The sequence below is a fragment of the Phaeovulum sp. genome, assembly GCF_030684035.1.
Lineage (GTDB): Bacteria > Pseudomonadota > Alphaproteobacteria > Rhodobacterales > Rhodobacteraceae > UBA6213.
The window spans coordinates 55,701-70,377 of record NZ_JAUXPI010000047.1; the positions used below are offsets into that span (position 1 = coordinate 55,701).

11 protein-coding genes are annotated in these 14,677 nt (G+C 68.9%); 6 read left to right on the plus strand and 5 right to left on the minus strand.

Features of this window, described 5'->3' with window-relative positions:
• Positions 1-84: 84 nt before the first annotated feature.
• From Q8J98_RS11420 to Q8J98_RS11430, 3 genes are all read right to left on the minus strand, one after another.
• Entirely contained in the window at positions 85-1,236 is a 1,152-nt protein-coding gene (locus tag Q8J98_RS11420) for a tetratricopeptide repeat protein (protein ID WP_305294451.1), read from the minus strand.
• A 95-nt stretch (positions 1,237-1,331) separates the two neighbouring features.
• Positions 1,332-2,144, minus strand: coding sequence for a tetratricopeptide repeat protein (locus tag Q8J98_RS11425; protein WP_305294452.1), 813 nt, complete (start codon positions 2,142-2,144; stop codon positions 1,332-1,334).
• Between the two features lie 74 nt (positions 2,145-2,218).
• Positions 2,219-2,704, minus strand: coding sequence for a sel1 repeat family protein (locus Q8J98_RS11430; RefSeq protein ID WP_305294453.1), 486 nt, complete (start codon positions 2,702-2,704; stop codon positions 2,219-2,221).
• Here Q8J98_RS11430 and Q8J98_RS14800 point away from each other — a divergent pair.
• Both Q8J98_RS14800 and polA read left to right on the plus strand, forming a co-directional pair.
• On the plus strand, positions 2,692-3,060 hold the full coding sequence (locus Q8J98_RS14800; RefSeq protein WP_370868082.1) for a zinc-finger domain-containing protein: 369 nt from the start codon (positions 2,692-2,694) through the stop codon (positions 3,058-3,060). The genes Q8J98_RS11430 and Q8J98_RS14800 overlap by 13 nt on opposite strands.
• Positions 3,061-3,105: 45 nt before the next feature.
• Positions 3,106-5,919: a DNA polymerase I gene (gene polA, locus Q8J98_RS11440; protein ID WP_305294454.1), complete on the plus strand. Its 2,814-nt coding sequence runs from the start codon at positions 3,106-3,108 to the stop codon at positions 5,917-5,919.
• 46 nt (positions 5,920-5,965) lie between these two features.
• Here the strand turns inward: polA and Q8J98_RS11445 are convergent, their stop codons facing one another.
• Positions 5,966-6,565 carry a DUF1285 domain-containing protein gene (locus Q8J98_RS11445; RefSeq protein ID WP_305294455.1) on the minus strand — a complete coding sequence of 200 codons (600 nt, stop codon included), beginning with the start codon at positions 6,563-6,565 and terminating at the stop codon, positions 5,966-5,968.
• A gap of 69 nt (positions 6,566-6,634) precedes the next feature.
• On the opposite strand from Q8J98_RS11445, the gene Q8J98_RS11450 reads away from it, so the two are divergent.
• Positions 6,635-7,642 (plus strand): MoxR family ATPase, encoded by a 1,008-nt coding sequence (locus Q8J98_RS11450; protein WP_305183039.1) that lies wholly within the window; start codon positions 6,635-6,637, stop codon positions 7,640-7,642.
• 8 nt (positions 7,643-7,650) lie between these two features.
• On the opposite strand, the gene Q8J98_RS11455 is transcribed toward Q8J98_RS11450, so the two are convergent.
• A complete protein-coding gene (locus tag Q8J98_RS11455; RefSeq protein WP_305294456.1) occupies positions 7,651-8,736 on the minus strand; it encodes an IS110 family transposase in 1,086 nt (361 codons plus the stop codon).
• A gap of 233 nt (positions 8,737-8,969) precedes the next feature.
• Between Q8J98_RS11455 and Q8J98_RS11460 the strand changes: the two genes are divergently transcribed.
• The 3 genes from Q8J98_RS11460 to Q8J98_RS11470 are packed head-to-tail and all read left to right on the plus strand — an operon-like array spanning position 8,970 to position 14,676.
• Complete coding sequence (locus Q8J98_RS11460; protein WP_305294457.1) at positions 8,970-9,854, plus strand: DUF58 domain-containing protein; 885 nt, start codon at positions 8,970-8,972, stop codon at positions 9,852-9,854.
• Positions 9,854-12,580, plus strand: coding sequence for a DUF4159 domain-containing protein (locus Q8J98_RS11465; RefSeq protein WP_305294458.1), 2,727 nt, complete (start codon positions 9,854-9,856; stop codon positions 12,578-12,580). The genes Q8J98_RS11460 and Q8J98_RS11465 overlap by 1 nt, the downstream gene beginning before the upstream one ends.
• Positions 12,577-14,676: a hypothetical protein gene (locus Q8J98_RS11470; protein ID WP_305294459.1), complete on the plus strand. Its 2,100-nt coding sequence runs from the start codon at positions 12,577-12,579 to the stop codon at positions 14,674-14,676. The genes Q8J98_RS11465 and Q8J98_RS11470 overlap by 4 nt, the downstream gene beginning before the upstream one ends.
• Position 14,677: the final 1 nt, after the last annotated feature.

Genomic DNA, 14,677 nt, shown 5'->3' on the forward strand with positions numbered 1-14,677 from the left:
TGCGCCATAGGTGCCCTCGTCGCTGCCCTTTCGCCAAAGCGGAGCCTATCGTCACTCTGCCACCCCGGCAAGAACCCGCGAGACCTAGTTGCAGGCCGTATAACCCGAGGCAAGACAGTCGTCGGCGCGGCGGCGGGCCTTGGCGGCCTCGGCTTCGGGCAGCATTGCCGCGAGCCTGTCGCGGGCGGCGATGGCGCGGGGGTTGCCGCCCTCGGCCCCGAGAATGGCCCAGACAAGCGCCGTGACCGGGTCTGCCGCGACCCCCTCGCCGCGTTCGTATTTGCCTGAAAGGTTGCCTTGCGCGGTGGCGTTGCCAAGCCGCGCCGCCATTGCGTAAAGCCGCACCGCCTCGGCTTCGTCCTGTGCCACCCCGCGACCCGCCGCATGCAGCACGCCAAGGTTGGTCATGGCCCGCGCGTGGCCCTCTGCCACCGCAAGCCGATACCACCGCGCCGCCTCGGCGGGGTCTTTGGCGACACCCTCGCCCGCCTCATGCATGGCCCCAAGGTTGAACTGTGCCTCGGCGTTGCCCTGATCGGCGGCGAGGCGGTAAAGCCGCGCCGCCTCGGCAAAATCCTGCGTCACACCGCGCCCGGCATCGTGCATGGCACCGAGCAGGAACTGCGCCTCGGCGTCGCCCTGCGCGGCGGCAAGCAGGTAAAGCCGCCGCGCCTCGGCAAAATCCTTCGGCAGCCCCCGGCCCGCCTCGTGGAGCCGCCCGAGATTGAGCTGGCCCTTGGCATAGCCCTGATCTGCCGCGAGGCGGTAGAGCCGCTCTGCCTCGGCCAGATCCTGCGGCACGCCCCGCCCGGTCTCATGCAGCAGGCCGAGGTTGTTTTGCGCCTTGGCCACGCCCTGCGCCGCCGCCAGCGCATACCAGCGCGCCGCCTCGGCATCGTTACTGGCGGTGCCGAGGCCGAAATCGTGCATCACGCCAAGGCTTGATTGCGCCATCGCATAGCCCTGCGCGGCGGCAAGCGCATACCAGTGCACCGCCGCCGCATCATCTTGCGCGATGCCTTTGGCAAACTGGTGCATGACGCCAAGGTTGAACTGCGCAACCGCGTCACCCGCCTCGGCCAACGGCTGCCACTCCGCCAGCGCGGTGGCGAAATCGCCAGCGGTATAGGCGCTGAGCCCGGCCTGAAAATCTGCTGCGCGCACGGCACCTGCGGCCAGCGTGCCCGCCAGCACCGACGCGAGAACCGAAGCCAGAAACCGCCCGTGTCTGCCCATTCCGTGCTCCCCTCCCCGCCCGAGGCCTCTGAGCCGGAGCATAGCACGCGGCGGGCGCGCTGGCATCAGCCTGCGGTTGCGGCGCGCGCGGGTGGCTATTCGCAGTTGGCAAAACGCGACATCACGCAGATGCCGACGCGGCGGCGGGCCTCGGCAATATCGGCTTCGGGCAGTGCCGCCTCAAGCCGTTCGCGCCAGGCGATTGCCTCGGGGATGCCGCGTGAAGCGGCGAGGGTTGCCCACAAAAGCGCGGTGATATCGCTTTTTGTCGTGCCCCGGCCTTCTGCATAGGCATGTATCAGCGCCACCAATGCGCCGGGATGGGCTTGCGTGGCGGCTTGCCGATACCAGCCGAGCGCGGCGCTAGGGTCAGCCGCCACGCCGCGCCCCACCGCATGCATACCGCCAAGCGCGAACTGCGCGCCGGGGTGGTCCCTGGCGGCGGCGAGGCCAAAAAGCCGCAGCGCCTCGGCTTCATCCCTGACACCGCCCCGACCGTTTTCCGAAAGCACGCCAAGGTGATAAAGCGCGGTCAGATCGCCGTCGGCGATGGCAAGCGCCAGCCAGTGCCGGGCTTCGGCATAATTGGCCTCGGAGCCCGCGCCTGTGGCGAGAACTGCGCCGAGATTTGATTGTGATCGGGTATCGCCCTGCGCGGCGGCCATGCGGTACCAGCGCGCCGCAAGCACCGGGTCTGGCTCTGACCCTTCGCCGTTTTCCGCAAGCAGCCCGAGGCTGAACTGCGCATCAACATCGCCTGCCTCGGCAAGTGGCACCCAGGCGGCGATTGCGGCGGCGAAATCGCGGCGCAAATAGGCGGCACGACCCTCGCGGTAGTCGGCGGCGGCGGACTGCGCGGCAAGCGATACCGCCAGTGCCAGCGCCATTGCCCAGACCCTTCGTGCCATGCTCTGCCCTTTCGCGCGCGACTCGTTGCGGCGAAACTACTGCGCTCCCGTGCAGGGTGCCATGCGCGAAAACGTTACTCGCAGGCAAGGTAGCCCGAGGCGAGACAGGCGCGCGCCCGCCGCTGTGCCTCTGCGAGGTCGGGCTCGGTCATGGTGGCGGCAATGCTCTCGCTGAGCGCCGCGGCAGCGGAATCGCCAGCATCGGCGGCGATGCGCGCCCAAATCTGGGCGCGGACCGGATCGCGTGCCAGCACCCGGCCCAGATGCAAGAGTGTGGCGAGGTTGCGCTGCGCCAGCACATGGCCCTGCGCGGCGGCGAGCCGGTAGAGCCGCGCCGCCTCGGCCGGGTCTTGTGGCACGCCGCGGCCATATTCAAGCAGGATGCCGAGGCGAAACTGCGCCTCGCGGTCGCCTGCTGCCGCAAGCGGTGCCCATTCTGCCGGTGCTGTTGCAGTATCGCCCGCGGTATAGGCCGCGAGCCCGGCGGCAAGATCGGCCGCCGCATCCTGTGCGCCGAGCAAGGCGGTGAAGATCGTCGCAGGTAACCATGCCTTTCGCATCTTGCCCTCCGCTTGCCATTGCCATGAACATGACCGCGAAGACCCAGATGCCGCCAAGGGCAAGTGGCGCGCATCTGTCCCGCCTGCCCGTTGCCGCTTGCCCGGCCCGCCGCAGTCGCTATCATGGGGCCGATCCGCGCAATTCGCGCCAGAATGCCAATGGAGCCTGCCCGATGACCCTTTGCCCCGAAACCGAGAAAGTCACCTCCTGGACCGTTGCCTGCAGTGGCGGAACCGGCGCGGACGGGCATCCGCGGGTGTATCTGGTGATCCCGCCAGGCACCGGCGAGGTTACCTGCGGCTATTGCGGCAAGCGCTTCGTGATCGACCGCGAACACGCCCAAGCCGACCACTGAGGCGTGGGGCGGCCCGCCGAGCGCAACCCGAGGGAGGGGAAGCCCATGAGTTTCGGCAAAGGCTGCCATCTGCATCTGATCGACGGCTCGGCCTTCATCTTTCGCGCCTATCACGCGCTGCCACAGCTTACCCGCCGGTCTGACGGGCTGCCGGTGGGCGCGGTGGCGGGCTTTGCCAACATGATCCTGCGCTATATCGAAGATGCGAAAGGGGCCGATGCCCCCACCCACGCGGCGGTGATTTTCGACCATTCGGCCAAGACCTTCCGCAACGAGATCTTTCCCGCCTACAAGGCGAACCGCCCCGAACTGCCAGAAGATCTGCGGCCGCAATTTCCGCTCACCCGCGAGGCGACGCGGGCGTTCAACCTCGCCAGCATCGAAATGGCCAATTTCGAGGCCGACGACATCATTGCGACACTGGCACGGCAGGCGCGCGAGGCGGGCGGGCGCTGCACCATCATCTCCTCGGACAAGGACCTGATGCAGCTTGTCGGCGGCGGCGTGGAAATGCTTGATGCGATGAAGGGGCAGCGGATCGGCCCTGACGAGGTGGTTGAAAAATTCGGCGTGGGCCCTGAAAGGGTGGTCGATGTGCAGGCGTTGGCGGGCGATGCCGTCGATAACATCCCCGGCGCGCCGGGGATCGGCATCAAAACCGCGGCGCTGCTTATCAACGAATATGGAGACCTGGAAACCCTGCTGGCGCGGGCCGGAGAAATAACGCAGCCCAAGCGCCGCGCGGCGCTGCTGGACAATGCCGAACAGATCCGCATGTCGATGCGGCTGGTGACGCTTGATGCGCATACGCCGCTCGATTTCAGCCTCGAAAGCCTTGCGGTACGCGAACCCGATCCGCAGGTGCTGCTCGGCTTTCTCGCCCAGATGGAATTTGCCAACCTTGCCCGCCGCATTGCCGACAAGTTCGGGGTGGCACCTCCGCCCGCGCCCGCGCCCGCCGCCAGTGGCAGCGGCGACGCCGAACCGGTGGGCGCGCCCGCTGCCAAAGCGGCCGCCTTTGACCACGCCGCCTATACCTGCATCCGCGATGCGGAAACGCTGGCGGGGTTCATCGTGGCGGCCCATGCCCGTGGCTGGGTCGCGGTCGATACCGAGACCACAAGCCTTGACGAGATGCAGGCCGAACTGGTCGGCGTGTCGCTGTGCACCGAACCGGGGCAGGCCGGCTACATGCCGCTTGGCCACAAGCTTGGCGGCGGCGATCTTTTCGGGGCGCGGAGCCTTGCGCCGGGTCAGTTGCCGCTCGACGAAGCACTGGCAATGCTGAAACCGCTGCTGGAGGATGAAAGCGTCCTCAAGATCGGCCAGAACATGAAATATGACTGGAAGATCTTCGCCCGCCAAGGCATCCGCGTGGCACCCTTCGACGACACCATGCTGATGTCCTACGCGATGCAGGCGGGGTTGAATACGCATGGCATGGATGCGCTGAGCGCGAAATACCTGCGCCACACGCCGATTCCGATCAAGGATCTCTTGGGCGGCGGCAAGGCGGCGATCACCTTTGATCTGGTGCCGATCGACGAGGCGGTGAAATATGCCGCCGAAGATGCCGATGTAACGCTGCGCCTTTGGCAGCTTTTCAAGCCGCAACTGCACCGCGCGCAGGTGACAAGCGTTTACGAAACGCTCGAAAGGCCGCTGGTGCCGGTGCTGGCAGAGATGGAAATGGCCGGGGTGCGGGTCGATGCCGCCACCCTCATGCGGATGTCCAACGTTTTCGCGCAACGGATGGCGGGGCTTGAGGCAGAAATTCACGGCCTCGCCGGTCAGCCCTTCAACGTCGGCTCGCCAAAGCAGCTGGGAGAAATCCTGTTCGACAAGCTCGGCTTGGCGGGTGGCGAGAAGGGCAAGACCGGGGCCTATGCGACCGGGGCGGATGTGCTTGAAGACCTCGCCGCGGAAGGCAGCGAGCTTGCGGCTCGGGTGCTTGACTGGCGCCAGCTCTCGAAGCTGAAATCGACCTATACCGATGCGCTTCAGGGCCATGTGAACCCGGAAACCGGGCGGGTGCATACCTCCTATTCGATCGCCGGGGCCAATACCGGGCGGCTTGCCTCGACCGACCCGAACCTGCAAAACATCCCGGTGCGCTCTGATGAAGGCCGCCGCATCCGCGAGGCCTTCGTTGCCGGTCCGGGAATGCGCCTGGTCAGCCTCGATTACAGCCAGATCGAGCTGCGCATTCTGGCGCATGTCGCCGATATTCCGGCGCTGAAAGAGGCGTTCCTGCAGGGCCACGACATTCACGCCATGACCGCCTCGGAAATGTTCAACGTGCCGATGGAGGAGATGACGCCCGAGGTGCGCCGCCGCGCCAAGGCGATCAATTTTGGCGTCATCTACGGCATTTCGGGCTATGGCCTCGCGCGTAACCTGCGCATACCGCGCGCCGAGGCGCAGGGCTTTATCGACCGGTATTTCGAACGCTTTCCCGGCATCCGCCAATACATGGATGATACCGTGGCTTTCGCGCGTGCCAATGGCTATGTGCAAACCCTCTTTGGCCGCAAGATCCACACTCCCGAGATCAACGCCAAAGGCCCCGGCGCGGGCTTTGCCAAGCGCGCCGCGATCAATGCGCCGATTCAGGGCGCGGCGGCCGATATCATTCGCCGCGCCATGATCCGGATGCCCGCGGCAATCGCCGGGCTTCCCGCACAGATGCTGTTGCAGGTGCATGACGAACTGGTTTTCGAGGTCGAGGCGGGCGCGGTGCCAGAGCTCATCACCCGCGCCCGCGCGGTCATGGCGGGGGCGGCGGAACCTGCGGTAAAGCTCACGGTGCCGCTGGTCGTAGATGCGGGCGAGGGTGCCAACTGGGCCGAGGCGCACTGACCCTGCCGCCCTGCTTTGGTCCAAATATCCCCCGCGGAGCGCGGCTTCAGGGCAGCTCGGCCGCCGGGATCAGCGGGAAGAATGCGCCGCCGGACCAGAGCCCAAGCCAGTCAGCGCCTTCATGGCGCGCCGGGCGGGCGATTTCCACAAGGCGGTAAAAGGTCTTGCGGTCGATGCGCGCCTCCAGCCCGTCGCGCACCATCACATAAGGCGACGGCTCGCCGGTCAGGGCGTCGCGCGGGCAACGGATCGGATGTGCGGGGCCGGCGGCGACGGCATCACCGACATTGGTAGTGAAGACGATGTCCTGCGCCGCACCTTCGCCGCGCCATTCGGCATCAATGGCGATGAAGGGAGCGTCTTCAACCCGGATACCGACCTTTTCGACCGGGGTGACGAGGAAATAGGCATCGCCTTCGCGCCGCAGGATCGAGGCAAAAAGCCGAACCAGGGGCGCACGGCCGATCGGCGTGCCGAGGTAGAACCAGGTGCCATCGCGGGCGATCTTCATGTCGATATCGCCGCAAAAGGGCGGGTGCCACAGGTGCAGCGGCGGCGGTCCCTTGCGCCGGAAACCGCCTGCGGCGGCGACCAGACCCTCGGCGGTGGGCTTCACGGGGTTTTGTGCGGGCGGATTCTCGGGCATCACTGCTTTGTCATTGGGTTTGCGGGTGTTATCTGCGAGCCTAGGGTAACGCATCAGGGGAGTTTTGTCATGGCCACGTCCGAGGGTCCGGTTGCCGCATACGAAGCGCTGGGGCAAAAGCTTGCTGCCGCGCGGATTTCGATCGACCGCCGCTTCATCGGGCAGGAGCGGGTGGTGGAACTGGCGCTGGTGGCGCTTCTGTCGGGTGGGCATGGGCTGCTGGTCGGTTTGCCGGGGCTGGGCAAGACCATGCTGGTCGATACGCTCGGCACCGTCATGGGGCTGAAGGCGAGCCGTATTCAGTTCACCCCCGATCTCATGCCCGCCGATATTCTGGGCTCGGAGGTGCTGGAAACGGCGGCTGATGGCAGCCGCGCCTTTCGCTTCATCGAAGGCCCGGTGTTTTGCCAGTTGCTGATGGCGGACGAGATCAACCGCGCCAGCCCCCGCACCCAATCGGCGCTGTTGCAGGCAATGCAGGAGCGCGAGGTGACGGTGGCCGGGGTGCATCGCCCGCTTGGCCGCCCGTTTCACGTTCTCGCCACGCAGAACCCGATCGAGCAGGAGGGCACCTACCCCTTGCCCGAGGCGCAGCTTGACCGGTTCCTGGTGCAGATCGATGTCGATTACCCCAGCCGCGCCACCGAGCGCGACATTCTTCTGGCCACCACCGGCGCGACGCAGGCGGTTTCGCATCAGGTCTTCACCGCCGATGAGCTGATCGCGGCGCAGGGGCTGGTGCGGCAGATGCCGGTGGGCGAGGCTGTGGTGGAAACCATTCTTGATCTGGTGCGCGCCTGCCGCCCCGGCTCTGCCGAGGCGGGGGCGGGGCTTGGCGATGCGCTGGCCTGGGGGCCGGGGCCGCGCGCCGCGCAGGCGCTGATGCTTGGGGTGCGGGCGCGGGCGCTCCTGACCGGGCGGCTTGCCCCATCGGCAGAGGATGTGCTGGCGCTGGCGCGACCGGTGCTTGTGCACCGCATGGCGCTCAGTTTCTCGGCCCGGGCGCGGGGCGAGACGCTGGCGGCCATCATCGACCGGATAGCCGCCGAAGTGACCCGCAGCGAGGCGGCAGCCTAATGCGCCAGTCAAGCGGCCAGTTTGACGTTTTCGCGGAAAGGCTCTCGGTTTTGGAGAATGGCCCAGAGCATGTTCACGCGTCGTCTTGCGAGGGCGATGATGGCTTGGTGGTGGCGTTTTCCCTCGGCGCGTTTGCGGTCGTTGAAGGCGCGGCTGTCGGGGCTTCCGAGGTGGGTGAAGGCGGCCTGATAGAAGACGCGCTTCAGGGCCTTGTCGCGACCGGCTGCGCGACGCAGGAAGCGGGTCTTCCCGGACTGGCGCAGCACCGGGGCGAGGCCTGCGGCGGCGGCCAGAGCATCTGCGCCGTCGAAGCGGTCGATGCGGCCGACCAGTGCGATGAGCACGGCGGTCAGCGTCGCCCCCATCCCCGGCATCGAGAGGATGAGGGCCGCGTCAGGGTGGGCTGCGAGCCGCTCCCGGATCGCCTGGTCGGTCGCCTTGAGCCGGTCGCGGGCGGCCAGCGCCTCAAGGCCACGCAGGCCGGTCGCGGCCCTGGCCAGCTTGCGGACGATGCGTTTCACGCCGGCAGCGCGGATGTCTTCGGGCGCGCCATAGTGGCTGAGAAACACGAGGCCCGTGCGGGTCGTCGGGTCGATGCGCCGCTCCAGCGCCGGAAAGAGGCCGCACAGCAGGTCGCGCAGGCGTCCGGCGCGCCGGGTCTGCTCGGTGACGAGCTCGCGGCGGCGGGAAACCAGCAGACGGATCTCGGCGTCGAGCGGTTCGGGCGGGTCCGCGGCGCGCAGGTCGGCCCTTGTGCGCGCCGGCTCGGCGATGACGGCCGCGCCCTTCGGATCGGACTTGCGCTCGCCGCCCCGGATGCCCTGGCGCGCGCGGTTCACCGCGCGCCCCGGCGTATGGACAACCGGCAGCCCGGCCTCGGCCAGCATGGCGCAGAGCAGGCTCGCAGCGCCGCCGAGCATGTCGACGGCGGTCCGCGTGCAGCGGGCCTCCAGCCCCTCGATCTCGCCGATCAAAGCCCCAAGAGCGGCCGGATCGTTGTCGACCGCATGGCTGCACAGCACCCGCGCATTGCGGTACATGGCGCAGGCCCGGCGGACCTCCATGGCCACGTCGATCCCGATGAAGACATCCATTCCTCCCTCCGTCGCAGTTCTCCCATAAGGCACCCCGCCCTCGCCGTCGTCGCCTTACAGGGCGATGGATCGCGCAGCCTAATCAGCGGTCGAGACGGGCGTCTTAAGCGGGCGGAGATGCGACCTGAACCATCGCGGGCAGCCAGCATGACATCCATCCCCGCTTCCCTGCCACCCCCGGATCAAACCAAGGGAACAGCAGACGCCGAAGCGCAGAAGAAAGGTAAGGCCGCGTGAGCCTTTCGGCCGCCCTTTCGCTGCGCCGCGAGGCCGAGGCGCTGGCGGCCCCCCTGCCGCCCTTGCTGGTTGCCGCCGAACATCTGGCAGCCGCCGTGCAGATCGGTGGCCACGGCCGCCGCCGGGCCGGGGCGGGCGATGAGTTCTGGCAGTTTCGCGCCGCCGCTGCGGGCGATACCGCGCGCAGCATCGACTGGCGACGCTCGGCCCGGTCGGATGCGCAATATGTGCGCGAGCGGGAATGGCAGGCAGCGCAATCGGTGCACCTCTGGGTTGATGGCGCGGCCTCGATGCAGTTCAGCGGCGCGCCTTCTCGGGTGCCCAAGGCCGCGCAGGCGCAGCTTCTGGCGCTGGCGCTGGCGGTGCTGATGGTACGCGCGGGCGAGCGGGTGGGGCTGCTTGCGCCGCCCTTGCCGCCGCGCCCGGGTCGGGCGCAGCTGTTGCAGCTTGCCGCCCTGCTTGCCGCGCCGGGGGCTGTGGCGGGCGATTATGGCACCCCAGGTGCAACCGGCATCGCGGCGCATGCGCGCGCGGTGTTCCTTTCGGATTTTCTGGGCGATACCGGGCCGGTCGAAGCCGCGCTTGCCGCCGCCGCGGGCCGTGGGGTGCGGGGCGTGCTGATGCAGGTGCTTGACCCCGACGAAGAAGCCTTTCCCTATGATGGGCGGGTGATTTTTGAAAGCATGGGCGGCACCTTGCGCCACGAGACCCGGCAGGCGGGCGATCTGCGGGCCCGCTATCTGGAACGGCTGGCGGCGCGGCGCGCGCTTTTGGGCGGGCTGGCGCGGGCGGCGGGCTGGCAGTTTGGCACCAGCCACACCGGGCAGCCTGCGGCGCTGGCGCTTTTGTGGCTTTATGCGGCGCTGGAGCGGGGGCGCTGATGGCCGTATTCGGTGCTCTGGGATTTGCCTCGCCGTGGTTGCTGGCTGCGCTTCTGGCGCTGCCGGTGCTCTGGTTCGTGCTGCGCGCAATGCCGCCCGCGCCGCTCTGGCGGCGGTTTCCCGGGGTGGCGCTGCTGCTGGGGTTGCCCGACCGCGAGGTGCAGGCCGAACGCACGCCCTGGTGGCTGCTGGCATTGCGCATGGCGGCGCTGGCGGCGGCAATTGCAGGCTTTGCCGGGCCGGTGCTGAACCCGGCGCAGCGGGCAGCGGGTTCGGCACCGCTGCTGGTGATGCTGGATGCAAGCTGGGCGCAGGCCCCGGTCTGGGCACGGACGCAGGATCGCGCCGCGCGCGCGCTTGACGAGGCGCGGGGTGCAGGCCGCCCGGTGGCGCTGCTGGCGCTCAGCGATCCGCCCGGCGGGCGGTTGGTCTTTGCCAGTGCCGACGCGGTCGCCGAGACCCTGCCGGGCCTTGTGCCGCGCGGCTGGGAGCCGGGGGCATCCGATTGGGCGGCGCTGCTGCCGGAAGGCGCGTTTGACACGCTCTGGCTTTCCGATGGTCTGGCGCGCGAAATGCGGGCGGGGCTTTTGCAGACGGTGGCGGCGCGCGGCGCGGTGCAGGTGGTGCAGCCTGCGGGCACGGTGCTGGCGCTTGGCGCGCCGCACCTGCTGGATGGCGCGCTGCGGGTGCCGCTATTGGCAAATGGCGCGGCGGGCCCGGTGGAGGTGGTGGCGCTAGGCCTTGATCCGTCAGGGATCGAGCGCGATCTGGCCCGGGTGGCGGCCGCGCCGGGCGGCGAGGCGGTATTTGCACTGCCGCCCGAACTGCGCAACCGGATCACCCGTTTCGAGATTGCCGGGCTGCGCGGTGCCGGGGCGGTGGCGCTGACCGATGACAGCCTCAAGCGGCGCAAAGTGGCGCTGATCGCGGCCAGCTCGGCGCGCGAGGGGCTGGAGCTTCTGGCCCCGACCCATTACCTGCGCCAGGCGCTGGCCCCGAGCGCCGAGATCCTTGAAGGCACGCCCGAGGATATGCTGCTGGCCGCCCCCGATGTGGTGATACTGGCGGATGTCGCGCAGGTGGCCGAGCCGGAGCGGCTGGCGGATTGGGTGGCAAAGGGCGGCCTGCTGATCCGTTTCGCCGGGCCAAGGCTGGCAGCGGGAACGAGCGGTGCCGATGACCCCTTGCTGCCGGTGCGGTTGCGCGCGGGCGGGCGCGAGGTGGGCGGCACGATGAGCTGGGGCGCTCCGCGCAGCCTTGCATCCTTCGCGCCTGACGGTCCGTTTGCAGGCCTTGCCGTGCCCGATGACGTGACCGTGCGCGCGCAGGTGCTGGCCGAACCCGCGCCGGAACTGGCCGGGCGCACCATTGCCGCGCTGGAAGATGGCACGCCGCTGGTGACCCGTGCCCGGCTGGGCGAGGGCTGGGTGGTGCTGTTCCACGTCTCGGCCAATGCCGAATGGTCAACGCTGCCGCTTTCGGGGCTGTTCGTGCAGATGCTTGAACGGCTTGCGGTCTCGACCCGGCCCGCCGCCGGAGCCTCGGCCGATCTGGCGGGCGCAACCTGGGTCGCCGAGCGGGTGCTGGACGGCTTTGGGGTGCTGCGTCCAGCGGGCGCGGTGGCAGGGGTGAGCGGCGAGGCGCTGGCGGCGCGGGCGCTCGGCCCGGCACTGCCGCCGGGGCTTTATGCGGCGGGCGAGCGGCGGGCGGCGCTGAACGTGATCGCGCCGGGGCGGGCATTGGCCCCGGTGGAGTGGCCCGCCGATGTGCCGGTCGAGACCGGCGCCGAGGTGGCGCAGTCGCTGCCGCTGAAAGGCGCGCTGCTGGCGCTGGCGCTGGCGCTGCTGATTGCCGATGTTCTGGGTTCGCTGGCGGTTTCGGGGCGGCTCGGTGGCGGGCGGGCGCTGGCGGCTCTGCTGGTGTTGGCGCTCCTGCCCGCAGCGCCCCAGGCGGCGCGGGCGGAAATGGACACTGCGCGCGCAATGATGGTGGCGGGGGATGTGGTTCTTGCCTATGTGCCATCGGGCTCTGCCGAGGTGGACCGGATCGCGGCGGCGGGGTTGCTTGGCCTTTCGCAGGTGCTTTACGCGCGCAGTTCGGTTGAACCGGCAGCGCCCGTGGCAGTTGATCTTGAAGCCGACGAGCTGGCGCTTTTCACCTTTCTTTACTGGCCTGTCACCGCCGATGCCCTGGTGCCTTCGCCCACTGCCTATGCCCGGCTCAACCGCTACCTGCGCGCTGGCGGGATGATCCTGTTCGATACCCGCGATGCCGATTTTGCCGGGTTCGGGACCGCCACGCCCGAGGGGCGGCGGTTGCAGGCGCTGGCGGCCCCGCTTGATATTCCACCGCTGGAACCGATCCCGCGTGACCATGTTCTGACCCGCGCCTTTTACCTTTTGCAGGACTTTCCGGGCCGCTTCGAGGGGCGCGGCATCTGGGTCGAGGCGGCACCGCCTGACGCGGAACTGGCTGAGGGGATGCCGTTTCGCAACCTCAATGACGGCGTGACGCCGGTGGTCATTGGTGGCAACGATTGGGCGGCGGCATGGGCGGTCGATGGCTTTGGCGCGCCGCTTCTGCCGGTGGGGCGCGGCCAGACCGGCGAGCGGCAGCGCGAGATTGCCTATCGCTTTGGCGTCAACCTGATCATGCATGTGCTGACCGGCAACTACAAATCGGATCAGGTGCATGTGCCCGCGCTTCTCGAAAGGCTTGGGCAATGAGCGGGTTGAGCCTGATCTTCGCGCCGCTGGTGCCCTGGCCGGTGATCTGGGCGGGGGCGGCGCTGGCCGCGGTCGCGGTGGCGCTGGCGCTTTGGCGGGGGCTGCGCGGCTGGGCCTTGCGCGCGATGGCGGCGGCGGTGCTTTTGGCCGCTTTGGCCGGGCCGGGGGTGCAGACCGAGCTTCGAGAGGGGCTGAGCGATATCGTGATCGTGCTTGAAGATCGCAGCGCCAGCCAAAGCCTGCCGGGGCGCGAAAGCCAGACCGATGCGGCGTTGGCGCATCTCGAGGCAGAGATTGCGGCGCTGCCGAACACCGAATTTCGCAGGGTCCGTCTGGGTGACGGCGAGGCCAATGCGGGAACGCTGATCGCCGCCGCACTTGCCGAGGCGCTTGCCGCCGAACCGCGCGACAGGATCGCCGGGGTCATCGTGCTGAGCGACGGGCAGGTGCATGATGCGGCGCTGGTGCCCGCGCTGCCAGCGCCTTTGCACTTGCTGATGACCGGGCGCGCCACCGACTGGGACCGGCGGCTGCTGATAAGAACCGCACCCGCATTCGGCATCATCGGCGAGCCGGTAAAGGTGCAGCTTCGCATTGACGACCTTGGCGCGGTGCCCGGTACCGTGGCCGCCACTGCCGGGTTGCGCATCGCCATCGAGGGTGGCGCGGCCGAGGCCTATGAGGTGCCGGTCGGCGTTGATCTGGAACTGCCGCTGATGCTTGAACACGGCGGCCAGAACGTGGTGCAGTTCGAGTTGATCGAGACACCGGGGGAGCTGACAACGCGCAACAACTCTGCCGTGGTGCAGGTGAACGGGGTGCGCGACAGGCTGCGGGTGCTGCTGGTTTCGGGCGAGCCGCATGCGGGCGAGCGGACCTGGCGCAACCTGCTGAAATCCGACTCGGCGGTGGACCTTGTGCATTTCACCATTCTTCGGCCACCGGAAAAGCAGGACGGGGTGCCGGTGGATGAGCTGTCGCTGATCGCGTTTCCGACGCAAGAGCTGTTTGTCGAGAAGATCGACGAGTTCGACCTGATCATTTTCGACCGCTACCGGGTGCGCGGCATTCTGCCCGCCGCCTATTTCGGCAATATCCGTGATTATGTGCAGCGTGGCGGCGCGGTGCTGGTGGCGGCGGGGCCGGAATTCGCCACCGCCGAAAGCCTTGCCTATACCAGTCTGGGCGAAATCCTGCCCGCCTGGCCGTCGGGGCGGGTGCTTGAAGGGGCGTTTCTGCCGCGCCCGACCGAGCTTGGGCTGCGCCACCCGGTAACCACGGCGCTGCCCGGCGGGCCGACCGGGCCGGGGGCAGACCCAAGTTGGGGACGTTGGCTGCGGCAAGTGGCGCTGGATACCGCGCCGCAGGGGCAGGTGGTGCTGTCCGGGCTTGGTGGCGCGCCGCTGCTGCTGCTTGACCGCGTCGGCGAAGGGCGGCTGGCGCTTCTCGCCTCGGATCAGGCCTGGCTCTGGGATCGGGGCTACGAAGGTGGCGGGCCGCAGGCGGAACTGCTGCGCCGGATCGCGCATTGGGCAATGGCCGAGCCGGAACTGGAGGAAGAAGCGCTGCTGGCCGAGGTGGAACCGGGGGCGCTGGCGCTGACCGTGGTGCGGCGCAGCATGGCCGAGGCGGCAGGAACGGTCACGGTGACCGGGCCAGACGGTGCCGGGGTGGCGCTGGAACTTGCAGAAACCGCGCCGGGCCGCTTTACCGCGCGCTGGCTGGCCCCGGCACCGGGGCTTTACCGGCTCAGCGCCGGTGATCTGGAGCGGGTGGTGGCGCTTGGCCCGGCATCGCCGCGCGAATACGAGGCACCGGTAGCCAGCCCCGACCCGCTTTCGGCGGCGGTGGCGGCAAGCGGCGGCGCGGTGACCGCGCTTGAAGGCGGGCTGCCTGAGCTGCGGCAGGTGCGCGCCGGGCGGCCGACTGCCGGGCGCGGCTGGATCGGCATCACGCCGCGAGGTGCCGCGGCGACGATCGACATTCGCCTGCGCCCGCTGCTGCCCGGCTGGGCGTGGCTGCTGCTTGCCGCAACGTTGAGCGTTGCGGCGTGGCTGATCGAGGGGCGGCGGCGCAGGGGCCTGCGCCGCGCCTGAA

Coding starts and splice junctions, on each gene's coding strand:
- Q8J98_RS11420 (WP_305294451.1), bottom strand. CDS start 1,236: ATGGGCAGACACGGGCGGTTTCTGGCTTCGGTTCTCGCGTCGGTGCTG.
- Q8J98_RS11425 (WP_305294452.1), bottom strand. CDS start 2,144: ATGGCACGAAGGGTCTGGGCAATGGCGCTGGCACTGGCGGTATCGCTT.
- Q8J98_RS14800 (WP_370868082.1), top strand. CDS start 2,692: ATGCCTTTCGCATCTTGCCCTCCGCTTGCCATTGCCATGAACATGACC.
- Q8J98_RS11430 (WP_305294453.1), bottom strand. CDS start 2,704: ATGCGAAAGGCATGGTTACCTGCGACGATCTTCACCGCCTTGCTCGGC.
- polA (WP_305294454.1), top strand. CDS start 3,106: ATGAGTTTCGGCAAAGGCTGCCATCTGCATCTGATCGACGGCTCGGCC.
- Q8J98_RS11445 (WP_305294455.1), bottom strand. CDS start 6,565: ATGCCCGAGAATCCGCCCGCACAAAACCCCGTGAAGCCCACCGCCGAG.
- Q8J98_RS11450 (WP_305183039.1), top strand. CDS start 6,635: ATGGCCACGTCCGAGGGTCCGGTTGCCGCATACGAAGCGCTGGGGCAA.
- Q8J98_RS11455 (WP_305294456.1), bottom strand. CDS start 8,736: ATGGATGTCTTCATCGGGATCGACGTGGCCATGGAGGTCCGCCGGGCC.
- Q8J98_RS11465 (WP_305294458.1), top strand. CDS start 9,854: ATGGCCGTATTCGGTGCTCTGGGATTTGCCTCGCCGTGGTTGCTGGCT.
- Q8J98_RS11470 (WP_305294459.1), top strand. CDS start 12,577: ATGAGCGGGTTGAGCCTGATCTTCGCGCCGCTGGTGCCCTGGCCGGTG.